The 26,847-nt window shown below is 49.3% G+C and carries 21 protein-coding genes and 1 pseudogene; 5 read left to right on the forward strand and 17 right to left on the reverse strand.

The features are described from left to right. Positions 1-116: 116 nt before the first annotated feature. The 8 genes from GC097_RS18925 to GC097_RS18960 form a co-directional block, all read right to left on the reverse strand. Positions 117-1,202, reverse strand: a complete 1,086-nt coding sequence (locus GC097_RS18925; RefSeq protein ID WP_171684862.1) for a Gfo/Idh/MocA family protein — start codon at positions 1,200-1,202, stop codon at positions 117-119. 31 nt (positions 1,203-1,233) lie between these two features. Beyond that, on the reverse strand, positions 1,234-2,316 hold the full coding sequence (locus tag GC097_RS18930) for a Gfo/Idh/MocA family protein (RefSeq protein ID WP_171684863.1): 1,083 nt from the start codon (positions 2,314-2,316) through the stop codon (positions 1,234-1,236). 418 nt (positions 2,317-2,734) lie between these two features. Then, a complete protein-coding gene (locus GC097_RS18935; protein WP_171684864.1) occupies positions 2,735-3,397 on the reverse strand; it encodes a hypothetical protein in 663 nt (220 codons plus the stop codon). Positions 3,398-3,778: 381 nt separating this feature from the next. Continuing rightward, positions 3,779-4,741 carry a class II fructose-bisphosphatase gene (glpX, locus tag GC097_RS18940; RefSeq protein ID WP_171684865.1) on the reverse strand — a complete coding sequence of 321 codons (963 nt, stop codon included), beginning with the start codon at positions 4,739-4,741 and terminating at the stop codon, positions 3,779-3,781. Positions 4,742-4,782: 41 nt separating this feature from the next. Then, the gene (locus GC097_RS18945) at positions 4,783-5,574 is read right to left on the reverse strand and encodes a pyruvate, water dikinase regulatory protein (RefSeq protein ID WP_171684927.1); all 792 of its coding nucleotides are present in this window, start codon (positions 5,572-5,574) and stop codon (positions 4,783-4,785) included. Between the two features lie 27 nt (positions 5,575-5,601). After that, positions 5,602-6,216 (reverse strand): helix-turn-helix transcriptional regulator, encoded by a 615-nt coding sequence (locus GC097_RS18950; protein ID WP_171684866.1) that lies wholly within the window; start codon positions 6,214-6,216, stop codon positions 5,602-5,604. A gap of 240 nt (positions 6,217-6,456) precedes the next feature. Then, positions 6,457-6,999, reverse strand: a complete 543-nt coding sequence (locus GC097_RS18955; protein WP_171684867.1) for a chromate transporter — start codon at positions 6,997-6,999, stop codon at positions 6,457-6,459. 16 nt (positions 7,000-7,015) lie between these two features. Then, complete coding sequence (locus tag GC097_RS18960) at positions 7,016-7,660, reverse strand: chromate transporter (RefSeq protein WP_171684868.1); 645 nt, start codon at positions 7,658-7,660, stop codon at positions 7,016-7,018. A 241-nt stretch (positions 7,661-7,901) separates the two neighbouring features. Here GC097_RS18960 and GC097_RS18965 point away from each other — a divergent pair, with 241 nt between their 5' ends. Continuing rightward, positions 7,902-8,270, forward strand: coding sequence for a hypothetical protein (locus tag GC097_RS18965; protein WP_171684869.1), 369 nt, complete (start codon positions 7,902-7,904; stop codon positions 8,268-8,270). 76 nt (positions 8,271-8,346) lie between these two features. Here GC097_RS18965 and GC097_RS18970 read toward each other — a convergent pair whose 3' ends face one another. Continuing rightward, positions 8,347-9,255, reverse strand: coding sequence for a DMT family transporter (locus GC097_RS18970; protein WP_171684870.1), 909 nt, complete (start codon positions 9,253-9,255; stop codon positions 8,347-8,349). 171 nt (positions 9,256-9,426) lie between these two features. On the opposite strand from GC097_RS18970, the gene GC097_RS18975 reads away from it, so the two are divergent. Together GC097_RS18975 and GC097_RS18980 are read left to right on the forward strand one after the other, a co-directional pair. Beyond that, the gene (locus GC097_RS18975; protein ID WP_171684871.1) at positions 9,427-10,638 is read left to right on the forward strand and encodes a threonine synthase; all 1,212 of its coding nucleotides are present in this window, start codon (positions 9,427-9,429) and stop codon (positions 10,636-10,638) included. 19 nt (positions 10,639-10,657) lie between these two features. After that, the gene (locus tag GC097_RS18980) at positions 10,658-10,861 is read left to right on the forward strand and encodes a hypothetical protein (protein ID WP_171684872.1); all 204 of its coding nucleotides are present in this window, start codon (positions 10,658-10,660) and stop codon (positions 10,859-10,861) included. Between the two features lie 8 nt (positions 10,862-10,869). Here GC097_RS18980 and GC097_RS18985 read toward each other — a convergent pair whose 3' ends face one another. From GC097_RS18985 to GC097_RS19010, 7 genes and pseudogenes are all read right to left on the reverse strand, one after another. Continuing rightward, positions 10,870-11,361 (reverse strand): hypothetical protein, encoded by a 492-nt coding sequence (locus GC097_RS18985; protein WP_171684873.1) that lies wholly within the window; start codon positions 11,359-11,361, stop codon positions 10,870-10,872. 159 nt (positions 11,362-11,520) lie between these two features. After that, complete coding sequence (locus tag GC097_RS35440) at positions 11,521-15,231, reverse strand: rhamnogalacturonan lyase family protein (protein ID WP_171684874.1); 3,711 nt, start codon at positions 15,229-15,231, stop codon at positions 11,521-11,523. A 36-nt stretch (positions 15,232-15,267) separates the two neighbouring features. Continuing rightward, complete coding sequence (locus GC097_RS35315) at positions 15,268-16,116, reverse strand: DUF4972 domain-containing protein (protein WP_246294342.1); 849 nt, start codon at positions 16,114-16,116, stop codon at positions 15,268-15,270. Further along, positions 16,114-18,405: pseudogene (locus tag GC097_RS18995) on the reverse strand (rhamnogalacturonan lyase); the annotation flags it as partial. The pseudogene GC097_RS18995 and the gene GC097_RS35315, both read right to left, overlap by 3 nt. Before the next feature lie 826 nt (positions 18,406-19,231). Beyond that, positions 19,232-19,369, reverse strand: coding sequence for a hypothetical protein (locus GC097_RS19000; protein ID WP_171684876.1), 138 nt, complete (start codon positions 19,367-19,369; stop codon positions 19,232-19,234). Positions 19,370-20,149: 780 nt separating this feature from the next. After that, positions 20,150-21,292, reverse strand: a complete 1,143-nt coding sequence (locus GC097_RS19005; protein WP_171684877.1) for a glycerate kinase — start codon at positions 21,290-21,292, stop codon at positions 20,150-20,152. Positions 21,293-21,323: 31 nt separating this feature from the next. Further along, on the reverse strand, positions 21,324-22,208 hold the full coding sequence (locus tag GC097_RS19010) for an NAD(P)-dependent oxidoreductase (RefSeq protein ID WP_171684878.1): 885 nt from the start codon (positions 22,206-22,208) through the stop codon (positions 21,324-21,326). 353 nt (positions 22,209-22,561) lie between these two features. Here GC097_RS19010 and GC097_RS19015 point away from each other — a divergent pair, with 353 nt between their 5' ends. Beyond that, a complete protein-coding gene (locus tag GC097_RS19015) occupies positions 22,562-22,714 on the forward strand; it encodes a hypothetical protein (protein ID WP_171684879.1) in 153 nt (50 codons plus the stop codon). Here the strand turns inward: GC097_RS19015 and lacZ are convergent. Next, positions 22,681-25,824 (reverse strand): beta-galactosidase, LacZ type, encoded by a 3,144-nt coding sequence (gene lacZ / locus GC097_RS19020; protein WP_171684880.1) that lies wholly within the window; start codon positions 25,822-25,824, stop codon positions 22,681-22,683. The genes GC097_RS19015 and lacZ overlap by 34 nt on opposite strands. Positions 25,825-25,960: 136 nt before the next feature. On the opposite strand from lacZ, the gene GC097_RS19025 reads away from it, so the two are divergent. Then, positions 25,961-26,815: an AraC family transcriptional regulator gene (locus GC097_RS19025; RefSeq protein WP_171684881.1), complete on the forward strand. Its 855-nt coding sequence runs from the start codon at positions 25,961-25,963 to the stop codon at positions 26,813-26,815. The last annotated feature ends 32 nt before the right edge of the window (positions 26,816-26,847 follow it).

Raw genomic sequence — 26,847 nt, forward strand, 5'->3', positions numbered from 1 at the left:
ATACTCCTTTTTAGTAGCATAGGAAAGACCACTCCGGATAGGGAGATCTGATCCTCCATTTCTGCAATCGCAGCGCATCAAAAAAAGAGAGGCGCGAGGCCTCTCCTTCATCCATTTTAAGCATTCAAATAAACAGCTTTACCCGTGCGCGCCGATTCATAAATAGCTTCCAAAATTTGCGACACGACATAAGCTTGCTCAGGCGTTACAACAGGCTCTGAATCTGTTTCAATCGCCTTGATCCACGTGCGCATTTCCAAATCCGCATCGCTTTCTTTGGCCCCGTCATAAAAAGCAACTCCGCCTGCTTTCAAATCCACTTCCGTCGTATACAAACGGCTGTGCTTCTCGCCATTGATGCGAAGTCCGCCTTTCATGTCAGCGCCGCCTTCCGTTCCGCTAAGAGAACATTTGGCTTCGTCAACTTCCAACGTGTTCAAAGCCCAGCTGGATTCCAGCATGATGGTTGCTCCGTTTTCCATCACGATCATTCCGAAAGCGGAATCCTCCACGGTGAACTTACTTGGGTCCCATGGGCCCCATGCGTTGGCGGCATTCTCCTTTTGGGACAATTCGTGATAGGAAGTCCCTAACACAACTTTCGGCTTATAGTTATCCATCATCCAAAGCGTCAAGTCCAGCGCATGTGTCCCGATATCAATTAAAGGACCTCCGCCTTGTTTTTCTTCATCCAAGAATACGCCCCATGTCGGAACCGCACGACGGCGTATCGCATGCGCTTTCGCAAAATAGATTTCGCCTAGCTCCCCTTGCTCGCATACCCGCTTCAAATGCTGGCTATCCGCGCGGAAACGGTTGTTGTAGCCGATCGTAAGCTTTTTGCCTGTGCGCTTGGCTGTTTCGGCCATGCGTTTGGCATCGGCTGCCGTTTTCGCCATCGGCTTTTCACACATGACATGCTTGCCCGCTTCCAGCGCCGCAATGGCAATTTCCGCATGCGAATCGTTCGGTGTAAGCACATGCACGATATCGATAGTTGCATCCGTTAGAAGTTCTTTGTAATCTTCATAAACGGCAGCGCCCTCTGCGCCGTATTTGACCGCCGCCTTTTCCGCACGTTCTCCAACGATGTCACAGAATGCGACCATTTCAACATTCTTTAACTTTGCCAAGCTCGGCAAATGCTTGCCGTTTGCAATACCGCCACAACCAATAATACCGATACGGAAAATACGTGACATGAGAATACCTCCAAAGCTTCGTCTGTTTTATTTAGTTAGGAAGTTCAATTGTGACTTCGCGTTTCAGAATCGAGGAACGGATGATGCCGTCGATAATCGCTTGATTCCGAACAATCTGTTCGCCTGGAATCGGTGCTGGCTTGCCGTCGCGAACCGCTTCGACAAAATCGCGGACCTTTTCGTTAAACAGGTTCTTTTTATGTTCAATGAGCGGGATTTGGCTTTCCGTATGGTGTCCAAGAACATCGTGGAAGTACGTAATGGACCCTACAGATCCGTCAAACACGCCGCTCCACGGCCCTTTGCCGGCAGGAGTCACTTTCAAACCGCCATCTGTTCCAAGGAACAAGGTTGGTCCTAATGTATCCATATGCATCGCCCAAGAAATTTTAAAATTCAGCACGAGATCATTTTCGAACCGGATCATCGCAACGCCGAAATCCTCTACATCGAAGCGCGCTGCTTCCTTATGATATAACGGGTTCGTTCCAAAAAAGTTAGAACTATACGCGGATACGGTAAGCGGTTTCGGATAACCCATTGCATTTAACGCCATATCAAGCGAATAGCAGCCGATATCCGCCATCGCGCCGGCACCGGCAATTTCTTTGGAAATAAATGTGCCGCCAGGCATGCCTCTTCGGCGTCCGCCGCCGGTTTCCACATAGTACACTTTGCCCAATTGACCGGACTGAACAACATCTTGAATGACTTTCATGTTCGGGTCATATCTCGGTTGGAAGCCAACATTCAGCATGAAGCCTGTCTTCTTCGCCGTTTGCGCCATCTCTATCGCTTCATCCAATGTGACGGACATCGGCTTCTCAAGCATAACGTGCTTGCCTGCCAACAAGGCATCAACCGTTGTGCGGTGATGAGCCACGTTCGGCGTGCAAATGCTTACCCCGTCAAGCTCCAACTCCAGCAGCTGCCGGTAATCATCAAAGGCCTGCGCCGATGAAAGCTGCCAAAAATCAATAAATTGCGCCGCTTTGCCAGGCACAGCATCTGCAACGGCTACAATTTCTACGTCCGCCAACTCTCGGTAGGCTTTTACATGAGCGCCGGCAATACCGCCGCCGCCAATAATGCCGATTTTCAATGTTTTGCTCATCCCATTACCTCATCGCTACATGTAATATTAAGACATCCTCCTTAAATGTAGCATAGGAATAGCAAGATTTTTAGTCTAACATTAGGACAAATAGATTAAGGAATTACGACATGACGAATTCTTTGCTTGCACCGCCTCGCTGATGGTTATCGCGATATGCAAACCTTTTTTCCATAAACTAACTAGTCCAACTTCCCGCATCCCCATCACACAGATCATGTAAAACATACATGTCCATCTATAATTAACCCATAGTGCTTTAAGCAAATAAGTCTAAAAGGCTGCCCTCAAGCAGATAGATCTACTTTCGAGACAGCCTCGCCGCAAGCCTTTGCCATCATTGTCATTCTTGCCATACATGTCATCATTCGCAGACCTCTCAAGCAGCTCCTCTATGATCTGCCAGCATTTACACGCCTTACTTGCCCCCTGCCTTTTTCTGCGCATCTTCCAGAAAGCTCCGATACGCCTGCTGCTCCGGATGATCACGCACTAAATCCTCATAGTAGCGAGTGACCCTCTGGAAATAGTAGGGATGGACGTCTTGCGTCGGAACCAGCCTGTATGGATTCCACCGATACGTTTGCACTTGGAAGGCTTTGTCATGGTCCTGAACCCATAGCGCGATTTCGCATAATCCGTCTCTGCCTTCTCTGGTTGGCATATCCTCAACTTCCAAATGATTGTACGAGGTTCCGGGAGGAATCATCCGTTGGAATCCGTTTGGCGTCCATTGGATGATATCGAGCTCGGAACCGGCACCCTCCTGCACCCAGCCGACGATCACATCCCAGCCTTCACTGCGTGAAACAGGCGCCGCGATAAAATCAGTCGCTTCCCTAATACCTCCCGTGGCTGCAGATGCGATAGGAAACCAGGTACCCGAGTAATCCTTGAGTGAAAACAGGTACTGGTTGTCTAAAAATCTATACATCGCCGTGATTTCGGGAGAGCCGTCACCATCCACGTCAGCATATAAGATCGCCGCGGGATTCCCCTGCTGCTTCAGCTGTACAATCTCTGCTTCTTGCGGAATACAGCTTCGGACGACAGAAAGAAAATCAATGGGGGTCAAACTCATGGTTATCCCTCTTTTCGCATCATTCTCAACTAAAGTATATGCGTCAGTGGACTTGGCCCATGATCAGTTCGTCTCCGAACAACAAAAAGAGACTACCCTCAGTCATTTCTATGACTTGTGGGACAGTCTCTTTGTGCAATTTTGCTTCTACAGTCAAATTAGAGGGGAAAATTCCCACTAATCTGACTGCAGAAGTCTGTCAGATCCATTTAGCCGGAAAAACTCCCTCTACTTGCACCGATTTTGTGAGAACCTACTAAATCCGGGCAAATTAACGGGAGGTTCTCCCTCTAAATTCCCTGCAGGGTTATCTTTCGAGCAATTAGTGGGAGATTTTCCGACTAGCACCCCTAACTTCGTTTTTTCAGCTCTTTTTACACCCTAGGCGCTCCCCAGATACACCTGCGTCTGATGAACGCAATGAATGAAACGCACCGTCTGCGTTTCGGCTCTCATCACGACCGAGTGAGTCTCCGCCCGCCCGCCGAGTTGAACTTTCACGCCGCTCAAGAAATCGCCTGAAGTGACTCCTGTAGCTGCGAAGTAGATATCGGATTCACCGACCAAATCGCGCATGCTGAGCACTTTGGACGGATCTGTAATGCCCATTGCTAAGCAGCGGGCGACCTCATCTTCATTTTCCGGCAGCAGCCGTCCTTGGAATTCACCGCCCATGCAACGCAGCGCAGCAGCAGCAAGCACGCCTTCCGGCGCTCCGCCCGATCCCACGTGCAGATCGATGCCCGTCTCAGGAAAGGCTGTCGCCATGGCCCCCGCCACATCGCCATCGCTAAGCAAATGAATTTTGACGCCAAGCGTGCGCAGAACTAGAATTTTATCGGCATGCCGTTTTCGATCCAGAATGGAGACCGTTAGCTCTGTTACGTCTTTTTGCAGATGGTCTGCCGCTTTGCGTACCGTGACTTCGAGCGGGTCCTCTAACCTTAGATGACCGGCTAAGCGCGGCCCGACCGCAAGTTTCTCCATGTACATATCCGGAGCGTGCAGCAAATTCCCTTTTTCAGCAACGGCTACCACAGAGAGCGCATTGTTTCTGCCGCTTGCGACAATATCCGTGCCTTCAAGCGGATCAACGGCTACATCATACTCAGGACCAGCGCCGCTGCCGACAGACTCGCCAATGTAGAGCATCGGGGCTTCGTCCATCTCTCCTTCCCCAATAACAACAGTCCCCCGAAAAGGAATGGAGCTAAAAATAGAACGCATGGCAGAAGTTGCCGCTTCGTCCGCGCTATGCTTATTCCCTTTTCCAGTCCACCGTGCGGATGCTAAAGCAGCATATTCTGTAACCCGTACAATCTCCAGTGACAAATCTCTTTGCATACATCCATTCACCCTTTCTATTTTAGAATCGTTTGAAGCATTCAAGTTCTGTCAGCCAGGATGAGCCCTGCTGTTTCTTCGATCGCCTTCTCACTGACATCAATCACTTGGCAGCCGAGCTCACGATACAGTTTCATTGCAAAAGCAAGCTCTTCTTTCACGCGCTCCTCTGTAGCGTATTTCGCACCAAAGGGAAGCCCGACCGCTTTCAATCGTTCAGTGCGAATGCGTACCAGGTGATCAGGATTCATCGTTAAGCCGATTAGTTTCTTCGGATCTAACTCATATATAATGGCAGGCGGCTTTACCTCAGGAACCAGCGGGTAATTCGCCACCTTATTTCCTTTATGCGCCAAATAGATGCTTAGCGGTGTTTTGGAGGTGCGGGAAGGCCCCAACAGTACAATATGGGCGTGCCTCATCGCGTTGGGATCTTTGCCATCGTCACAACTTACCGTGAATTCAACAGCTTCCACCCGTTGGTAGTACTGCTCATCCAACTGGTAAAGCAGGCCTACTTTCCGCTTCGGAGAATCCTTAAACGTATCAATGAAAGCTTGCATCATAGGCCCCATAATATCTATCGCATTGACGCTGAGCCGGATCGCTTCCTGCCGCATCATTTCCCTGAGCTCGGGGAGCACAAGCGTATAGGCGATAAAACCGTTTACTTTCGATGCTTCTTCCACTACGGAGCGCACTTCATCTTCCGTTCGGATCGAACCGAAGCGTTTCACTTGCACTTGGCTGGCATTAAATTGACGGATGGTTGCTTGTACGACGGTATTCGCCGTTTCCCCCACAGCATCCGAACAAACGAAAATCGTATGCATCTTCTCTCCCACTTGCACTCCTCCTGATTAAGTTCCCAGCGCTACTTCGAGCAGCAATTTGGTCATCGTCGTTTTCGTAATTCGGCCAATTACTTCATCATGGTCCAGATCCGGCCCTGCTGACTTAACGACAGGCAGTCCGTCAACTTGATGATGAATCATTTTCCGAGCTGCCTCTAGCACACTGTCGTCCGGGTTCACCGTCACAATGTTCGGATGCCTCGTCATGACTAGTGAAACGGGCATTGCATTTGCCGAAGATTGCCCCAGCGTAACCTTGAGCAAATCCTTTCGTGAAACAATTCCGACCAAGGCTCCCGCTTGATTAACAACCATTAAACTGCCTACATTTTCCAGAAAAAGCGTCACTACGGCGTCGCTGACCGTCACGGTTTCCCTTAGCACGACGGGAATACCCATCACTTCTTTGACTTTCAACGCTTCGATATGCTTGAATGGCGAGTTTACCTCAAGCGCGGCCTTTCCGAGAAAATAGCCGACTTTCGGCTTGGCATCGATATGCTGAAGCATGACCAAAACTGCCAGATCCGAACGGATCGTTGGTCGGCTTATGCCTAAAAGCTCCGCGATACGTTCCCCCGTTATCGGGGCATGTTTGCCCACTAGATCAATAATTTCCAACTGGCGGGTTGTAAGCTCGATGATGTTTCCCTCCTAAACATTTCAAAAAGAACCCAATAGTGTGTTCTATTTTTTATATATTGTATATTATATAGCATAATAAAGGAAAATAACATTGTTTATAGCACATAAAATAAAATTTTATCACCTTGAGTCGTTAAATGAATATGATTGAGTATGTCAAAAAGCTCCCTTTCCACTTCCGCGAAGAAATGAAAAGAGAGCTTGGCAAGTTTTGACCTATTGAAAAAACACAATTCCCATAATGCCTGCGCCTACAATAATAATAAAAGGATGCAGCTTATATTTAACAATGCCCACGAAAGCGCCGACTGTGATTAAAATCGTCGCAATCTGCGGCCATGTGACCGGCAGCTTCGCTTCTCCCCAGCCCGCCATGCCAAAGTGAATCGCCGCGAATATAATCAGGCCGGTTACTACAGGCTTCAAGCCGTAGAAGGATGACTTGAACCACTTGTTGGTATGCCATTTGTACAAAAATGCCGCTAACAAAATAATCAGAATCAAAGATGGCAGCACCATCCCGAGTGTCGCTATAATGGCTCCCGGCAATCCTGCTGTCTGAAAACCGATCAACGTGGCGCTATTCGTCGCGATCGGTCCGGGACCTGTCCCTGCCAAAGACACGACTTGGTTAAAATCATCCGCCGAGAGCCATTGATTGCGGCTTACCTCATGCTGGATGATCGGCATCATGGCGTAACCGCCGCCGAAAGACATACATCCAATTTTAATGAAAGTAAGAAACAATTTTAGAAGCAAGATTCCTCACCTTCCCTCATATGCCGTCTGCGATGAAATAATCCGCTGCCCGATTGCTCATTGACGGTTGCGAAGGCGTATCTTTGCTCGCGAACGGATCTTTCATTCCCCATTTTTGTTTCAGGAACACCACCGCAATTCCGATTACTAAACCGAAGACAATCATCAAAATCGGCGAAATCGGGCTAAACAGCAGGACAAGCACGGTAACTACGGCAGCGAATAGCGTCATTTTATCAATAATGGCAGACTTCGCCATTTTGTATGCGGCAGCTCCGATGAGTCCAACGATAGCAGCGTGGATACCTGCCATAATGGCTTGCATCTTCGGATAATTTTGAAGAAAAGCGTAAACCATACTAAGGACCATCACAATCAAAAAAGCAGGGAGCGTAATGCCGATGACGGCTGCTACCGCTCCTCGAATTCCTGCCAGATGGTAACCGACTAAAGCTGACACGTTCACGCCTACGCCGCCCGGAGCCGCTCCGGAGATAGCAAGTAATTCTGTCATTTCTTCATCGGACATCCACTTGTTCGTTTCAACCACTTCTCTGTGAATGGCAGGCAGCATAGCATAACCGCCGCCAAAGGTGAGTGGGCTGATCCGCAAAAAAGTCCAGAAAATACGCATTAATTTAGAAAAGTTATATATTGGCATGTTGGTTGACCTCCCCTGCACTTAATTCTATTTTGAACTAAAGTCAGAGAAATGTCCAATCATTTTTACTAATCCCTTTCGTAAATCTCCCTTATAATGCAGGATAATTGCGCGCCCTCAAATCCGATCATCCCGATTAAAGATCTAAGTTTAATTTTTTTCGGAATAAAGGTGAGAGTTTGGTTCCATAAGGGTAAGCAGCCATAAGAACATCTTATAACAACGAAAGGAATGATGACGGATGAGCCGAATGATACAAGCGTATTTTCACACGGAAAATCAAGCCGAGGACGCAAGGGTGCTGCTGCTGAAGTATGATCCGAGACAACTTGAAGTTGGAAGATTGCCTGAAAGCTACGGCGGCAGCGGGCGTCTGCTGCTTCCGATCATGGAAGGCGGCGGCTTCCTAAGCGAAGTCAATGCGAACAACAAATTCGGCATCATTGATGTGCTGCCAACTGCGGCTCCGGTGTCAGCCGGTGATACAAATGACGGCGATGTCCACGCGCTGCATTATGTGCTTTCAGCCAAAGTCGCTGACGCTGATTATTCAGGCGCCGTGGAGCTGATACGCCGCAATCATGGCCATTTGGAGGAGTTCGACGAATAGCGAGAGTCCGATATTGAGCGATATAAATGCTAAGAGGCTGCCTCAAGGTTGATCTACCTTGGGGTCAGCCTCTTATTCACGCGGCCTGCGTTTGCCGCTTTTTCATCGCATAATTCGTTAAATAGACCCCGGTCACAATCCAAACGGCACCTATAAGATGATACAGCTGAAGCGACTCGCCCGTAAAAGCCGTGGCGAAAATCGCGCTGAACATCGGGATGAAATTCAGAAAGCCTGCGCAGCGTTGTGGGCCAGCCATTGCAATGGCGCGGTTCCAGCTTAGGAAGGCAACAATTGAAGCGAATAGTCCGATATAGATGAGTCCGGAAAGGAGGCCCGAATTCCAAGCAATCTGCGGGGATTTCACGGCAACCTCTATAAGCGAAAGTGGAATCAACATGAGCAATGCGAAAGCAATCTGAGCCAGCAGCAAAGGGCTGGACGGAAACCTCCCCCCTGCTTTTTTCATCCCGACGGAATATAATCCCCAACATAAAACTGCAATCAGCATAAACAAGTCACCTTTATTGAAAGAAAGATGAAGCAGAGCGGACAAGCTGCCGCGACTGATGATCCAACTTACGCCAGCCATCGAGATCAGAATGCCGGGTAATGCCGTCCACGCAAACTTCTCCCTCATCACCAGCCAAGTTAAAACAACCACAATGATCGGTGTTGCAGAGTTCATTAATGATGCATTAATCGATCCTGTGTATTGCACAGCGATATATGTCAGCGTGTTAAATCCGGCAACGCCGGTTGCAGACAGGAACAATAGCGTTTTCCAGTGCCTTAGAAATTGTGCTCTTAACCGCCAAGTTTGCCTGCCATAGAAAGGCAGCAAACAAAGAAAAGCAATGCCCCAACGCAGAGCAGCGAGCGTAACCGGGGGAATATGCAGGACAAGCGCTTTGCCCGCAACAAAATTGCCTCCCCATATACATGTGGCAAGCAATAGAAGTATGTAGGGTGATCGTCGTATCATGCCGGCTCGAGCTCCTTTACTATTAACATCTTGGTCACTCATCTATCCATGATAACATATGACGGAATCAGCCGGGTGATGAACAGGCTCGTTGACAGGTAGGTTTCCTATCTATTACGATGACTAAGTATAATTATCCAGCGGTCATAAAACATATAGGAGACTTCCGCCATGCCGAATAGTTTTGTTTCTCATCTCTATTGCCCCAAATGCGCCTCACGTTACAACATCGAAGACAAACATCAGCTTTGCCTTTGCGGTTCTCCGCTATTAGTCGCATACGATATGGAGCGTTTAGCCGGGTCCCTGACTCCTGCCATGCTGCGTGAGCGCGAACCGAGCCTATGGCGGTATCGTGAGCTTCTGCCAGTCATCCATCCGGAGCATGTCGTCACGCTCGGCGAAGGCTTTACCCCGCTGCTGCCCATGCCAAGCATCGGCGCAGACATGCAGATTCCAAGTCTGCTTATGAAGGACGAAGGCTTGCTGCCCACCGGCTCTTTCAAGGCGCGGGGCGCAGCAGTCGGAATATCCAAAGCGAAAGAATTGGGTGTGCAGGAGCTCGCCATGCCAACCAATGGCAATGCCGGCGCCGCTTGGTCTTTGTATGCGGCCAGAGCCAAGATGAAATCAACCGTCATTATGCCTGTGGATGCACCGCTCATTACACGCAATGAGTGCGCGATTTCAGGGTCCAATCTCTACCTCGTCGACGGTCTCATCAGCGATGCGGGACGGATCGTTGCGGATCTCGTAAAAGCCTACGGTCTCTATGATGCGTCAACGCTCAAAGAACCTTACCGTATCGAAGGCAAGAAGACGATGGGTCTGGAAATCGCCGAGCAGTTGGGCTGGAAACTGCCCGATGTTATTTTGTATCCAACCGGTGGCGGTGTCGGGTTGATCGGCATTTATAAAGCGCTAAAGGAGCTGCAAACTTTAGGGTGGGTTCAAGGTAAATTGCCGCGGCTTGTCGCTGTTCAAGCGGAAGGCTGCGCCCCGATCGTGAAGGCTTGGGGGAATCAGGAGAAAGAATCACAATTTTGGGAGGAATCCAAAACAGTCGCCTTCGGCATTAACGTTCCGAAAGCGCTTGGCGATTTCTTAGTCCTAGAGGCGCTTTATGCAACAGGTGGATGCGCGATTTCCATTCATGACGAAGAGCTGTTGCAAGAACAACAGCGGGTGGCGGAGCTGGAAGGGGCGTTCGTTTGCCCAGAGGGAGCGGCTACGTTCGCAGCCGCAAGAAAACTGAAGCAATCCGGCTGGATCGGAGACAATGAGATCGTCATCGCGCTGAACACGGGTGCAGGAATTAAATATCCGGACACCGTAACCGTGCAGGTTCCCGTTCTGCAACCCGGGGAACGGATTACGAGGTAAAGCCGGAGGTGAATTTGTATTGAATAAGACGCTATTGACAGACATGCAATTATTCGCGGCGGCACTCACACAAGTGAATGTCGCCGTCATCCAGCGAACCGCCGATGATATTCCTGTTTTTCTCGCTGTAGGTGTAATTAGAAAATATTCGCCTTTTGAGGTACAGGTCGGCGACTTCACTTATATACGGGAAGAAAGCGAATTTCGCGTTGAAGAGGAATAAGTTCTCCATTAATAGAATGTCACATCACAATAAGACCCCAATGGAATAATTTCATTCAAATAGCTGTACATCGCTTCTTTCTCGCGATTTTGAAGACATCTTGTGGCATAAAAATCAAAATAAATCAGGCTTTCAGCTCCATCATATTTCACAAACGTTAACCGGCCGAATGGAAACAGCCTGTTAATCGCCTCGATAATGCCATGTTGATTCAAATTTCTGCGCTTAGCGGTTTGGACAACAGCTTCTGGAATGACCTGTTCGAGCGGAACTTTATCCGTTTGCACCATATGGTAAGCTTTCACTTGGTAGCGAACGTACGGATATAAGTAACCGCTTGCATATTGCTGCAGGCGCTCTGCGTCCTTTTCCGTTAAGTGCAGATCTTCGTTCCATGCATAGATTGTCGCCTTATGCTTTTCCGTCGTATGAATCCGAACATATTTCAAATGCGGAAAACGATTTTTCACCAGCTGCTCCGATAATAAACGAGTTCCCACCTGTGATCACTCCTTCGGATTATTAGCTTGTCTCTACCGCATTTGCGGTAGAAAAAAGGCAGCTAACCTTTTTACGGCGACAAAGGTAGCTGCCTCATTCTTATTATCTTATTCCGTTACGGATAATTCAAGACCTCTCCGCCAAGTCCTCTTTTTAGCCTATTCGTTTAAAATGTAGCTGGCAACTGCACTTAAATCCAGAATATCAACCACGCCGTCCGCGTTGACGTCCGCTTTGCTGTTCCAATTCGGATCAGCGCTCGTTTGTCCGTAATGGGCGGCAATGAAAGCTAAGTCACCGACACTCACTTGACCGGAATTGTTAACGTCGTAGGCATGACTTGTGTTCACCGAAGCTTGGAAGGCTGACAAAGCGGCATTCAGCTCAGCAACAGCTTGCGTAATTTCCGCTTGGGTAACATTTGGATTCGCTTGAACAGCCTTGGCCTTCGCAATGGCAGCTTCAAGCGCTGCTTTCGAGCCTACCGGATATTCCCCTTGACCGATGCCTTCCACCGCTTGCGCGTAACTCGTTTCTGCCGTGCCGATCAGCGCATTCAGCGAGGACAAGTCCGCATACTGAATCGTGATTGGTTTACTCACAGATTGGAAAGTCGTTTCTACACCTTCGGCATTGGCGACTTGCGCTGAGCTGTAGACATGGGTATCAACCGTGCTGCTCACCGCCTTGGCTCTCAACTGAAGCGATACTAATTCACTACTGCCCGTCACCCCATAATCCGTTCCTAAACTGGCCAAGATGATTCGCACTTTGCCTGGTAGGCTGTATACATTGCCTACAACACTTACACCTTCTTGCAGTCCGGTTACAGACACATACTCGAAATAATCCGGATCGTACGTAAAGCTCACATTTTGCGCGATGATCGGTTCTGTAATGCCGGTCAGTCCGTATTTCAGCGAAATCGTCTCGCCCGGCTTCAGCGTGCTGCCGCCGTTTAAAGTAACGCCTGCTTCTTGTGCATCGCCTGCTGGCACCGTAATGTTCGGCATTGGCGGCATGGTCATTCCGCCACCGAGATAATAGCCGACATGCGGCGGCTGGTTGTAGGCCGTATTTTCACGGGCCACACCTAACCGGTAAACAGGATCGTGCATAAGCGTATAGAAGCGATAATCCGTTACGTCGGTTGTCATGTAGATGCGAAGAGCGCTGCTGTCTTCAAGCCGCCATATCGCTTCTTCGCGCCAGTCGCCGAATAGATCGGCTTGCAGACCCGGGTTCCCCTTTGTTCCATTGTTGGAGAAAGTCCCTTCTGCTGTAAGCAGCGTGACCACGCGAGAATTCTCATAATCCCACTTCAAAATGTTACCTACGCCAGTTAAAGTCTTATCGTTGTACGTATGATCCAGCAGCTCACGCTGGAGATCTCCATCCCACCAAATGGCGAAGTTCGCAGGCGGGATATGAGTGGAAATCTCATTGCCCTTCACATCGTACAAGCCTCCTGAAGTGCTGTTCCAGCCCCCCGCATCAATAGCCCAGGACTCGGCTCCCTTGTATCTTGGATCGATATCCGCCGAAAGGCCACGGCCCACGTCATACGTTGTCGGTTTCCCCCAGATGAGCTCGCCTGTTCTCGCATCGCGGAATTCCAAGCCTGCCCGGCTCGGCTTCTCCTCATGAACCTGAAAGACCTCGTATCCGGGACGATCCGGGTCCAAATCGCTCAGGTGCATCGCATCGCCATGCCCCAACCCCGTTGTATACAAGCCTTTGCCATCGTGATCTACCGCCATTGCGCCATAAATAATTTCATCCTTGCCATCGCCGTCTACGTCAGCAACGCTTAAATTATGATTTCCTTGGCCTGCATAGCCGCCATTTCCGGGAGTGTCGGAATCGAACGTCCATACTTTGGACAACTGCCCGTCTCTCCAGTTATAGGCGACAAGAACTGATCTTGTATAGTAGCCTCGCGCCATAATAAGACTCGGATGCTCGCCATCCAGATAGGCAATAGCCGCCAGAAAGCGATCCACTCGGTTACCGTAAGTATCTCCCCAATTTCCGACTGTTCCCCTTGGAGGCTCGTAGGAGGTAGTGGTAAGCGTTTTTCCTGTGGCGCCCTCAAAAATACTCAAGTACTCCGGTCCGGATAAAATATAGCCGGATGAATTGCGGTAATCCGCCGATCCGTTTCCGAGCACGACTCCAGCCCCATCGATGGTGCCGTCTGCTGTTTTCATCGCGACTTCGGCTTTGCCGTCCCCATCAAGGTCGTACACCATAAATTGCGTGTAGTGAGCTCCCGCACGGATGTTTTTGCCCAAATCAATGCGCCATAATTGCGTGCCGTCCAGCTCATACGCATCAATGTATACATTGCCTGTGTAACCGGACTGAGAGTTGTCCTTGGAATTGGACGGATCCCATTTCACGATATATTCGTATTGCCCATCGCCATCCAAATCGCCTACGCTGACATCATTCGCACTGTACGTGTATGCGACGCCATCCGGTGTCGTGCCACCCGCAGGCTTGTTTAACGGGATGTCCAAATAATTCTTTGCCATGACAGATGCGCTGCCTGAAGCCGTTTGTTCAATCCCGCCAATGACCGCTCGAACGGTATAAGTCGCTTCAAGCGTTCCTTCACTGTCCAGGAAGTTAGTGCTCGATGTGATCGGCGAAGCGTTAATTTTCCGGCCGTCCCGATACAAATTGAACGAGATGGTGCTAGGTTCGGTGCCAAACAGCCGCCAACCGACATATACGCCATTACTCACTTTGATTGCCGTAAGGCCGCGTTCCAGACGTTCCATTTGGCGTTGGAAGATTTTTTTGACCGGCGATACGGCAAAAGGGGTGAGATCGGATAGTCCCGCCGTGCTTACCGCTGCAATTTTGTAATAATAAGGAACATTTGTTGTCACGGATCGATCTACATAAGACAGCTCCGACGTTGCCGCAATTTTACTATAGGTCCCAGTTTCGCTTACCGATCTGTATACATAGTAAACAGATGCCCCGGCAACGGTGTCCCACCCTAAGCTGACGGAATTCTCTGTCGCGTTCGAAACGAGGAAATGAGCTGGAACAGCCGGTTTTTGACCCGACACGTCGGCGACAGTTACCGTAAGCGGATCGCTCTTCGGAGATTCATAACCCCCGCTGGTGTTCGTCACGGTATAGGTGTAGGTTAATCCAAGCTCCACAGAGGTGTCTGAATAGGCAGCTCCGCTCGTCGTTGCAATTTTGACATAGTCCGATTGGCCTTCTGATTTCCTGTAAATGCTGTATTCGCTCCCGCTCTGTGCCGCATCCCAGCTAAGCTGCACGCTAGGTACGGGCGTTACGCTCACGCTGTCAACCTTGACACCCCGCATCACAACGGCAGGCGTGATTTCGATGGCATTTACACGGCCGTCACTCCCGCCAATGTCGAAGTTCATCTGCCCATCCGCGACAGTTACAACAGCCGTAATGTCCTGAAAGCTGCCGCTGGCGGTATTCGTTGAGCCACGGTTCACACCTTCGATCGTTACTGAGGTCTTATTGGTTGCTATCCCATCGCCAGCGGTTAATTTAACGAAATAATCCCCATTTTCCATATCGACATTAAAAGAAAAGCTTTTATCAATAACAAAATCTCTTAAAATATCGCTATAAGCAGCCCCCCGGTCCCGACTGGCTATTACTTTGCTCAGCCCGTATCCGAGTGCGGAGGTGTACAACGTCGATTCGGAGATGCGCGTGTACCCGGAAGCTACAGGGCTTGTCGCCGTTCCAAAATCAAACAGATAGGCATGCGGAGCGGCATGGCCAGTCTCGGGAAGCAGCGCTGCGCTTGAAAACACGGTACATGCCATCGTTGCGCTTAGCAAGAGTGGAAACATTTTTCTCATTTTCATTGTCGCGTTCATCTACCTTTCGTTAGCAGCTTACAAGTCATCCCCCATAATTAAACGAGCCAGTATAGAAAGATCCACAATATCGATCATTTTATCGTTATTGAGGTCATATTTCTTCCACTCATTCCAATCCATGTCAGCTTGCGATTTGCCGTATGCTTTGACCATAAGCGCCAAGTCGCCGATGGTTGTTTTGCCATCGTTTGTGTAGTCGCCAACAATGCTTGTAACAACACTGTTACGGAAAGTCTGCAATTTAGCGGAAAGCTCGGCAATTGCTTGATTAATGAGCTCTTGTCCGATGGTCGGATCATTGGCTGCTTGAGTCGCTTTATCGATAGCCGCCTGCAGGATCGCTTTGGAACCGGCTGGATATTGTCCGATTTGACCGCCCTCAACAGCGGCGTTTATCACACCCTGCGCTTCTGCGATCAAGGCATTCAACTGCGTTTTGTCTCCGGAGCCGATTTGTACGGCATACGAACTGCCCTGCAGCTGCTGCTCTGCGCCTTCTCTGTCGGCAACGGTCAGCGCAGAGACGGATGCAGTGCCAACCCCGGATTGCACGGAGGCTTTGGCCGTCAAGGCAATGCTGAACAACGGGCCGTTCGGACGCGCTTGTTTGTCTCCGAAATGAACGCCAAGAATACGAATCTTGCCAGGCGTTATTTTATAATCAAGCACTTTAAAAGTGTCTGCATCCAAAGAAACAGGAGGTGCATTGACGATATCCAACTTCGACGTATCCACATTAATCGTGATATCTTCCGCTAAAACCTCCGAGGATACATATTCTAAACCATAAGTAACGTTGAACGATTGACCCGGAGCGACAGCGTCAGGACCGCTTAAAGATCCGCCTGCCACAAAAGGCTTCATGTTCGGAATCGGAACCTTGGACCAATCCGTGTCAGAGGCAAAATAAAAACTTGTATACGCCGGTTGATTGTACGCCGTGTTCTGTCTGGCAATTTCAACGCGATACTGCGGATCGTGCATCAATGTATACAGCTTGCGATTCGTTTCTTCTGTGCTCATATAGATCCGGATAGCCGAACTGTCTGTCTTCCTTACGAGCAATTCCTCTCTCCAATCGCCGAAAATGTCGGCAACCAGCGACGGATTCCCTTTGGTGGAGTTATTCGTCGTTGTCCCTGTAGCCGTCAGCGCTCTCGCACCTCCCCACACATCAATCGTCGGTGTTGAGCCTTCCGCACCGTTCACAATTTGCGTGGTCATGTTGCCCGCCCATTTAATGCTCATATTTGTGCCTGGCATAGAAGTTCCAAGCGTCGTGCCATTGGCCATGCGCAGTGCAGTGGCCCATGTTTCGATACCTCTTTTGGTCGTATCGACATCCCCGATCATGCCACGGCCTGTGTCTTTTCCTGTATAGGCGCCATAGATGGTTTCCCCTGTTTTCGCATCACGCAAGGAATAGCCGTAAGGCACGCTTGTTGCACCCTCATGGACCATGAAAATTTCCAAGCCTGGACGATCAGGGTCAATGTCAGTGACATGAAGCGCATCCCCATGGCCGAGAAGCGCATAAGTGCCTGCATTCGGTCCTGTGGAGATCGTATCGCCTGAGCTGTATAATAATGTGCCATCATGATCAATCGTCGAGGACCCATATACGATTTCTTGTTTGCCGTCGCCGTCCACATCAGCGCTGCTCAAAGAGTGAGCTCCCTGCGTGGTGAGTGATGCGTAAGCAGGATTTGAGCCCGGTCTGCCGTGTGGAGAGTCATTGAACGGGTTGGTCATTTTCACCCATCCGCTGTCAACGAACCAATACTCCTCCAAGTGCTTGCCGTTCCAGCGGTAAGATACGATCGTACTTCTGGTGTAATAGCCTCTGGCAATAATCGCATACGGATTAGCGCCGTCCAGATAGGAAACGCCTGCAAGGAAACGGTCAACCCGATTGGCCGGTTCAATTCTGGCAAGTGCATAATCTCCCCACATGAGTCCGTCGTCTTCACGGCCCGGCTTGTAGTGAATCGTCTCCAGCTCCTTGCCTGTCGCACCTTCAAATACGGTCAAATACTCAGGACCATCCACAATAAATCCTTCAAATTCACGTAATTTGTTATTCGTGCTGCGGCTAGGGGCATATACGTCCATAAAATAATCCGCTAAAAGCTTGGCATCCCCTACGGAAAGCGGATACGCATATTTTTTGGGGATGCCGAAGCATTCCTCCAATGTTTTAGGCCACGAGCCGTTAATCACCTCTGGATGCTTGTCCCAATTCATGAACATGCTAACCACGTGATCATAGTAGCCTGCGGCACTCAAACGATAATCGTCGGTGTTCGAGTAACCTGCCGCAAGATCTTCGCCCGGTATCGTAATGTACTTCGTGGATGTGACATTCCCTTGCGCATCGTAATTACTAATCTTCGTGCCCGGCGCTGTTTTGAACATCATTTCCGCTTTTCCATCGCCATCGAAATCATAGACCATGAATTGCGTATAATGTGCGCCCGCCCGAACATTTACCCCAAGATCGATGCGGTACAGAAGCGTCCCGTCAAACTTGTAGCAATCTACGTATACATTGCCTGTATAGCCTTTTTGGGACACGTCTTTGGAGTTGGAAGGGTCCCATTTGACGAAATATTCGTACTGGCCGTCTCCATCAACATCGCCAACGCTCATGTCGTTCGCTTTGTACGTATAGGCTTCTCCCGCCGGCGTCACGCCGTCTGCCGGTTTTTTCAAAGGCAAGTCGTAGAAACCGTTGGCCCACGGCGTAACGGATGCGCTTTTATCAACTTCTTTTCCGTTTACGACCGCAGCAACGTAGTACTTCGACGAAGATTTGCCTGCGCTGTCGAAATAATTCGTGCTGCTATCGATCGTCGCAATCTTCACGCCATCTCTATACAGATTGAAGTTTGTCCCTGTTAATCCTGTTGCCGAATAGCCTGTTACCTCATTGCCGAGCAGCCGCCAGCTAAGAAACACACCGCTGCCTTTCACAACAGCCGTCAATCCGCGATCCAAATATTCCAGTTGTACTCCTGTTGAGGTTGATGTAGTTACCTGATTGCTCGACTGCTCATTGGCTGCTGCTGTTCCGACCATGCCGCTGAACAAAACCATACAGCCCGTTGTAATAGTAAGCGCTTTCTTTGCGATGTTGGATTTTCTCTTCCCCATGCTTTAAGTCACCATCCTTATCGGTTATGAATCTTACGATTCGACATAATTCGATACAATTCGTTTCTGGATTTTATGCGCAAGATTTTTCTGAGAAGACATTCATTATTTGAAGCATTTCATGCTAAACACCTTGAAAGCACGCCTTACAAGTCCCCTGCGGATATCAGCTCGACACTCATCCTATCTGCGCGCTGCAGCCTCCTCTCATCGTTGCTTCGTAACTCCATGATACTCGTCCATGTTTCTCACTACCTCTAAAATGATACATTGTGTATTTTTTATTTGCCAAATAAAAAACCGTTATTTTTGTTCAAGAAACAGTTATATTCCCTGAATGTTCGACAGGACAACCTGAGAACGCAAACACAATAAGGACCTAGCCTGCGGCTAGGTCCTTATTTAAACCCATAACGTTTGAGCATGGGGAGGAATTGGACATAGTGCTCCAGCCGTTTCTTGAAATCGTCTGTTCCCTTACCCTGATTCGGTTGAAGGAATGGTATGTCTCATCACGCTTCGGACACAACAGCCGTTATCTTCGCGAAAAGCGTCGTATTTCTCTTCTATCGGACACCAGAGACTGTATTTGCCGATTTCGAGGCGAAATCAGTCCCCAAATGAGCAAGTAACAGCGCTGGTGTCCGCTGCTTGTTCGAGGAGGTCTTTTTCCATCGAATAAGGGGCTCTCTGTCCGGCTTGTAAATCCAATCCTTCCATCCTAATGATGGATAATATCCCAAACATGTGCCTCGCCTTTAAAAGGGAATTCCATTCCTTTATTTGAGCAAAAGCAGTAATTGTGGGTCCTCTGGTTTTTACTTCTCTACTCTCTACTCTCTACTTCTCTTACTTCTACTTCTACTTCTACTTCTACTTCTACTTCTACTTCTACTTCTACTTCTTGTACACCCTTGTTATACTCCGGATGCACTTCACCTTCGCATGCTTGGTACCAGCTCAACTTGAAATCCGCTTACTGAGGGAACTCTATTCCCTTATTTCAGTGAAAAGCGGAATTTCGGGCGCCCGAGGGGATCTACAGGGTCTTATTTCACCTCAATGATCTAACAATCTGCTCGCATTGGTGGAATAGCGGAACCTAGTTCCCATTCCCTTGCGAAAAGGGCTTTTTCTAGCCAAATAGCGCCCTGTAGTTCCCACTTTCAACGAGGTATGAAAATTCGCCGTCCCTACGTGATATAAGTAATAATCTTGGCTCGCCAAACACCTCATAACCTTAGCCTGCTGCTAGTATCTCTAACTTTTTGTGCTCAGAGATAAATAGGCAAGCTATCTGTGTTTATTCCATCTAATTTCGAGGTATCCGCTTAGATAAGACCTAATCTAAAACGTAGAATTGCTTATATGCAAAAAAAATCTGCCCAACCTCAGCACAGCCGCGGAAAGTTAGGCAAACTTTTGTTCTTAGTAGATTCAGGTTATCATTCGTAATCATGACATTTCATTAACTTACAGGTGACCATTACACCTACGTTGTACTTTGTACAACGAATTGGGTGCTTTTCAAAGCCAAACTAACTCTTCATTGTATAAAATACAATGATTTTCCTCAAATGTGCCAAATACCCTGCCACAAGGATCAAATGGTTGCACAAAATGCAACGAAGCCTCCTGCCGAAGCGTAAACAGGCGCAAATGATTGCACAAAGTGCAACATGAGCGCCAGAAAACCAACTTCAGCTGCATGTCAACCCCAACCGTTTCCCCTCGTCCGTCCATTTTATCTCTGCCCCAAAGAAGCAAGATAAGTCCGCATCACATGCTCCGCTTTTTGCGTCAGAAGCTCAGCGGTCCTGTCCATCGCCTCCTGCAGCGACATCGGCCCGTTCACGATACTATGGATGCTCGTAATGCCATGCTCGAGGAGGATTTCCACGCCTTGTCCGATAGAACCGCTCAGTACAACAACAGGTACGCCCTTCTTCTGAGCAGCCTGGGCGATGCCCATAGGAGCTTTGCCGGAAGCGGTTTGAGCATCTGTCCGGCCTTCTCCCGTAAACACAAGCGAGGCACTTTGCAGATGCTGATAAAAATTGCACGTTTCCATGACAATCTCAACACCGCGCCGCATTTCGGAGGGAAAGAATGCTTGAAATGCGCCTCCCAGTCCACCTGCCGCCCCTGCGCCAGGCAGATTGTGAACGGCGATGCCCGTATGAGCCTCCATAAGATCCGCCCAATGAAGGAGCGCCTTATCAAGTTCTTCGACCATCTCGGGGGTCGCACCCTTCTGCGGTCCGAACACATAGGACGCTCCTTGCGGACCAATGAAGGGGTTCACCACATCAGATGCAATCGTGAAAGACGATTGTGCAATTCGCACATCCCAATCAGCGGCATCAATGCGGCTAATTTGTGTAAGACCTTGCGCCCCATGCGGGACAGGATGCCCGTCTGCATCCAAAAGCCCTAACCCGAGCGCTTGGAGCATTCCACTGCCTCCATCATTGGTTGCACTGCCGCCGAGCGCCAAAATAAACTTGCGATACCCGCTATCCAGCGCATGCTTAATGAGCTGCCCCGTTCCGTAGGTCGTCGCTAGCCAAGGATTTCTCTGCTCCTCACGGATCAAAATGAGCCCGGAAGCCGCTGCCATCTCAATGACACAAGTTTTTTGGTCACCGAGAACACCGTATTCGGCAGTCACCTCATCCAACAGAGGGCCGCGAACAGGAACTTGGATTGTGGTCCCCTGCGTCGCGCCGATCAGACTATCGACCGTTCCTTCCCCGCCGTCAGCCATAGGCACGAGCACGGTTTCCGCGTCGGGAGCCGCCTTTCGAATGCCTCGCTCGATCGCAAGAGCGGCCTCTTTTGCGCTTAAACTGCCCTTAAATGAATCAGGCGCTATGACAATTTTCACAGAACGTCCCCTCGATCCCGGTCACATTTGATTAAAGTCTGCTGATCAGTTTATATAACGCATGCGTACCGCTGTCTTCCTCACCGCTCGCAGCCAATTGCTCGTAGAGCGATTCAGCCAAAGCAAGTCCTGGCAGCTTCGCATTCATTTCTTCAGCCGATTGAAGCGCGATTTTCATATCTTTAATAAAATGTTTGACATAAAAACCAGGCGCGAAATTTCCGGCGATCATCCGGGGTGCCAGGTTGCTTAATGACCAGCTGCCTGCGGCGCCTGACTCAATGCTTTTCAGCACCGTAGCTGGATCCAGCCCTGATTTTTCCGCGTAGACAAGCGCTTCGACCACCCCCATCATATTGCTGGCAATTGCGATTTGATTGCACATTTTGGTATGCTGGCCTGCGCCTGCTTCCCCTTGATAGACGATGTTCGTACCTAACTTTTGAAACAATGGCAGTACCGCATCAAAAGCTTCGCGCGAGCCCCCCACCATAATCGACAGTCTCGCTTCTTTCGCCCCAACATCTCCGCCGGAAACCGGCGCATCGAGCGCATACACCCCGCGGGAACGGGCCTCATCTTCAATCCGCTGGGCAAGCTTCGGGGAGGACGTTGTCATGTCTACGACATAGCTGCCTGGCTTGGCGTTCGACAGAATCCCATTTTCGCCTAAATAAATTTCTTCTACGTCGCTTGGGAAACCAACCATTGTAAGAATAACATCACACTGCTGCGCTAAACTCCCGGGAGTTTCTGACCAATGGGCACCTCGATCAATGAGCTCCTGCGCTTTGGATTTTGTCCTTGAAAACAGGTGAACCTGATAGCCTGCCTGCATAAGATGGCCTGCCATACTTTTGCCCATGACGCCAGTTCCTATAAATCCAACAACGGTTTGTGCCGGATGAATGACCACACATAAAACCACCTTTCAAAATTCAACATGTTCTTTGTTGCCCGAAATGATGCCATTTTCAGCCAATACTCCTAACTTAACATCCTCTTCAGGCGAGGTCAATGTAAGGTGTACAGCATACGCCACTGCAGTCCAAGCACCCTATCGCGAAAAATGGCGTCATGAAGAAAAAACCGCTTCGATACAGGGTATCGGGCGGCTTTTTGAAGTTATGCTTTAACGGACAGAGCAGACTTTAAGCAATGGAAAAAGTACCTGTATGCATTCTAACGGACGTCAATGCAGCTATTCACTTTATCCACCGCATAATTAAGCGGTTTTTAGTCCAGTAACGACTCTGGAGTCCGTTAGTAATGAAACTTAGACATTTATCCAAAATAAGAGCACTGATGTCCGTTAATAAACACATTCGTCTCGACCGTCCTCAAGGTTTATCCGTACTTTCTAACCATCTGGCGCAGCCGTTTCCAACCTATATTCCTTTGAAAGAGAAAGAATACGCGTAAGTCCGGTTAGCAAACAGCGTGAACTCCGGATGTGTTCTTGCCCCCCAGCTGTCATCCCCGCCAACGCCCATCTGCTTGTAATTGACGCGTAGCACGACTTTATCGCTGATAGGCAGCTTATACGGGTGGTCATGAGCTTCTAATTCCGTTGGCGAATACGGCAGAGCATTCAACTCGACTGTTGGAAGTCCAGTAATGCGAAGACCGCGGCCCTCGTCATTCGTTACTGTCGCCCAACGTACATCCGTCTTATTTCCGCATTCCTGCGGGCGTAAATACGGAACGAACTGTTCCTGCACAGTCCCGCTGTGCAAGGCCAGCTTAGCACCGACAGCGCGATCCCAATGATTCTCATGCGGGCCGCGGCCATACCAGCTTAATTGTCCGAAGGAGCGGTCCAACTCGAACATCACGCCGATTTCCGGAATTTCCGGCAGGTTAGCACCTGGAACAAGCTCCATGCGCAGTTCCACTTCCCCATTCGGCGATACCGCGTACACCAGTTTCACTGTTGAAGCCGGCTCTGTGGCAAGCGCATAATCAACATGCACTTCAGCGCGCCCGTCAACACAGGACTTTGCTTGCAAGGATTGCAGCGTTCTGCCGCTGCCCGCTCCTTGCCACGGCGCGCATCGAATATGATGCTGGTTGCCCCGGTCGTTATCCGTATACGCGCGCCAGAAATTAGGCGCCGGTCCTGTCCGGAACAGCTCGGTACCCTCATACTCGTAAGAAACGATGTCCCCTGTTGCCGCATGGAATTGAAGCGAGAAATGGCCGCCTTTCACCGTTATCGCTTCAGACGTGCATGTCACCTGCACAGCTTCAAGCTCCGTTACCGCTGCAGCCGATTCCGCCTGTGCAGTTAACCCGGCATGCGCCCATGCCTTACGAACAGGCAGTACAAACTGTTCCCAAGCGATTTCGTGCCCTTTTGGAGCCCACGCCGTGTCGTCTTTGAGCTGCAGACTAAGCGTCAGCACGTACTCGTCCTGAGGCAACGCTGCCTCCGCCTGCTCCAAGGCAAGATCAATTGTCGCAGTTTCACCTGGCTTCACAACAAATTGTCCTTGCTTCTCTTCGCCCACTATGACACCGTTACGCTCAATGGTCCATACCCAATTAAACTCACTAAGATCCGTGAACAAGTGCTGATTCGTTACCGTTACCAGCCCTTTAGCCAAATCCAGTGCAGTAAATTTCACATTCTGATAGCATTTCTTTACCTCATATATTTTCGGCGATGGCGTGCGATCTGCAAAAATCAATCCATTGCCGCAGAAATTGCCATCATTCGGCATATCCCCGAAATCCCCGCCATAGGCTTGATAACTCACACCTTCCGAAGTTTCCTTGCGGATCGATTGATCGATCCAATCCCAAATAAAACCGCCTTGAAGGATCGGGTACTTATCAAAGAGCTCCCAGTACTTATGCAAATTGCCGCATGAATTCCCCATGGCATGGCTGTATTCACATAAAATGAACGGCTTCTTCGGTTTATTTCTGGCGTATTCTTCGATTTTCTCAATTTTTGAGTACATTTGACTCTCAATATCAGAGGCTGCCTCTGAGTCGCGGCAATGAAAAACACCTTCGTAATGAACCACCCTGGATGGATCGGCCTCGCGGAGAAAGTCATGCATTTTAATAAAATTGTCCCCGCCCCACGATTCATTCCCCAGCGACCAAATCAAAATCGAAGGATGATTCTTATCTCTTTGCATCATGGAATTCGTCCGGTCTAGAACGGCTCCCGTCCATTCAGGCTTGCTTCCCGGAACAGTTTCGCCTTCTTCCTCTTGACCGTAGCTCCAGGAACCGTGCGTTTCGAGATTCGTTTCATCTATGACATATAGTCCATACTCATCACAAAGCTCATACCAACGGGGATTATTCGGATAATGAGAGGTGCGCACCGCATTGATATTATGCTGTTTCATCAGCAAAATATCGGCAACCATGCTGGCGTTATCGACAGAGCGGCCGCGATCCGTATCAAATTCATGCCGGTTAACACCTTTAAATACAATGCGCTCGCCGTTGATTTTCATCAAACCGTCGTCAATTTCGAACTTACGGAAACCTACCTTGCAGCTCTCCGTTTCCAGCAGTGTTCCGTTCTCGTCCCTCAAACTCAAAACAAGCGTGTAAAGATAAGGTTTTTCCGCGCTCCAAAGCTCCGGACGCTCCACCTTGACAGACAACTCCACTTCCTGGTTCTGAGTGCCGCCGACTTCGACTATGGCAGACAATGGCGCGTCCCATAACGGTTTGAGCTCGCGATCATATAAAACAGCTTCTACGCGGCGCGTCCCCCTGCCAAGGCCGTCATAGTTCGAGACCTTCGCCTGAATGCGCAGCTCCGCATGTTCGAAAGCATCGTCCAGATCCGTCAGCACTTTGAAATCCGCAATATGGGTGACTGGCGTGGTATAGAGATAGACATCGCGGAAAATACCGCTTAACCGCCAGAAATCCTGATCCTCCAGCCAGCTCGCATCGCTCCAGCGGTATACTTCAACCGCGAGTTTATTCTCGCCTTGCGCCAAATATGGCGTAATATCAAATTCCGCAGGCGTGAAAGAATCTTGGCTGAAGCCAACTAATTCACCGTTCACCCATACATAAAAGGCGGACTCAACACCCTGAAAGCTTAAATAGACAGGCTGCTCGGCCCAAGACGCCGGAACCGTGAAGCTGCGGGAGTACGAACCGACAGGATTATATTTGACAGGAGCAAAAGGAGGCTTAAGATCCTCATGTCCTACCCAAGGATAGATCAAATTCGTATATTGCGGGAAGTCGAAGCCCTGCAGCTGCCAATGGGATGGCACCGCAATGTCGGACCAGCCGCTGCAATCATAGCCAGTTGTATAAAACTCTTGCGGACGTCCCTGTGCATTCTCTGCAAAATGGAACTTCCAAACGCCATTCAAAGATTGGTACGAAGGGGATGCTTCACGCACACCGGCAAGCGCTTCAGCTTCCGTTTGATAAGGCATCAATGTTGCATGCGCTTCCATCCGGTTCAATTGAAAAATCTGGGGATTATTATTCCATTCCGGAAAGCCGTTTGCGGGCGGCGTATAGACGAATTTGTCAGCCATTTTTTAAAACCTCGCTTCTTGTGGGTTGTATAACTTTCATCAACGATGTATTTATTGTACAGGACAATAATTTCTTTTAAAATATAAGATACTACGCGTGGCATATTAAAAAATGAAAGAGATGGTTCTTCTTAAGATGACTACAGACTATAGAAAATTTTTCGTCATTACGGAAACGGACCGGAAGCTGCCGCTGATCCTGGAAACGGTCGGATACGAGAATCAGCAGCTTTATTATAAGCGGGAAGAAGGCTATCCCTGCTTTCACTGGCTGCAAACGATCGAAGGAGCCGGAGAAATTATTCTCGATAACTCGTCGATCAAACTTGGTGAAAATCAAGGCATGCTGCTTGCCGCGGGCGTTCCGCATGAATACAAAGTTCTTTCGCCCAAATGGTCAACCTGGTATGTTACCTTTGACGGCGCACTCGCTGCTTCCATCGTTTATGCCTTGGAGATTCCGTTATCCACTCAGATCAGCTGGGGAGCGGAGACTCCGCTTGCCGGCATTCACAACTATTTTTACGAAAAGTACCGATACAGCTATGATTTCACCGGAATGAACGGTTCGCTGGAAGTTTATCAGTTCCTTACACTGCTCAAAAATCACGGAAACATCAACAAAAGCGCCTCCTTCTCCCAAAGCCACGAGCGGTTGCTACCGCTATTGTTTCAATTGGAGCAGAATTTTGCTTCCGCCGAGGTCGGCCTTACGTGGATGTCAGAGGAGCTGGGTGTCAGCCCGCAGCACGTCAATACGCTATTCCGCAAAGCTTTTGGTCTCTCTCCGTATCAATACCTGCTGCAGCTGCGGCTTCAGAAATCCAAGGAGCTCCTGATTACGCAGCACAACCGGACCATCAAGCAAATTGCGGAAGCAACCGGCTTTCTTGACGCTTCGCATTTCATCTCAACCTTTCGAAAAACCGTCGGATTAACGCCTGAAGTGTTCAGAAATCAATATAACAACAATCATATAGAAAAAGGATAGAACGAGTCGCCTCGCCTATCCTCAACGTATGC

The organism is Paenibacillus planticolens (assembly GCF_013141725.1).
Taxonomy (GTDB): Bacteria; Bacillota; Bacilli; order Paenibacillales; family NBRC-103111; genus Paenibacillus_E; species Paenibacillus_E planticolens.

Bases quoted from the DNA above. Each gene is read 5' to 3' on its own strand.
- GC097_RS18925 (WP_171684862.1), bottom strand. From the start codon at position 1,202: ATGTCACGTATTTTCCGTATCGGTATTATTGGTTGTGGCGGTATTGCA.
- GC097_RS18930 (WP_171684863.1), bottom strand. From the start codon at position 2,316: ATGAGCAAAACATTGAAAATCGGCATTATTGGCGGCGGCGGTATTGCC.
- GC097_RS18935 (WP_171684864.1), bottom strand. From the start codon at position 3,397: ATGAGTTTGACCCCCATTGATTTTCTTTCTGTCGTCCGAAGCTGTATT.
- glpX (WP_171684865.1), bottom strand. From the start codon at position 4,741: ATGCAAAGAGATTTGTCACTGGAGATTGTACGGGTTACAGAATATGCT.
- GC097_RS18945 (WP_171684927.1), bottom strand. From the start codon at position 5,574: ATGCATACGATTTTCGTTTGTTCGGATGCTGTGGGGGAAACGGCGAAT.
- GC097_RS18960 (WP_171684868.1), bottom strand. From the start codon at position 7,660: ATGCCAATATATAACTTTTCTAAATTAATGCGTATTTTCTGGACTTTT.
- GC097_RS18965 (WP_171684869.1), top strand. From the start codon at position 7,902: ATGAGCCGAATGATACAAGCGTATTTTCACACGGAAAATCAAGCCGAG.
- GC097_RS18970 (WP_171684870.1), bottom strand. From the start codon at position 9,255: ATGATACGACGATCACCCTACATACTTCTATTGCTTGCCACATGTATA.
- GC097_RS18975 (WP_171684871.1), top strand. From the start codon at position 9,427: ATGCCGAATAGTTTTGTTTCTCATCTCTATTGCCCCAAATGCGCCTCA.
- GC097_RS35440 (WP_171684874.1), bottom strand. From the start codon at position 15,231: ATGAGAAAAATGTTTCCACTCTTGCTAAGCGCAACGATGGCATGTACC.
- GC097_RS35315 (WP_246294342.1), bottom strand. From the start codon at position 16,116: ATGAAGCCTTTTGTGGCAGGCGGATCTTTAAGCGGTCCTGACGCTGTC.
- GC097_RS19015 (WP_171684879.1), top strand. From the start codon at position 22,562: ATGAAACTTAGACATTTATCCAAAATAAGAGCACTGATGTCCGTTAAT.
- lacZ (WP_171684880.1), bottom strand. From the start codon at position 25,824: ATGGCTGACAAATTCGTCTATACGCCGCCCGCAAACGGCTTTCCGGAA.
- GC097_RS19025 (WP_171684881.1), top strand. From the start codon at position 25,961: ATGACTACAGACTATAGAAAATTTTTCGTCATTACGGAAACGGACCGG.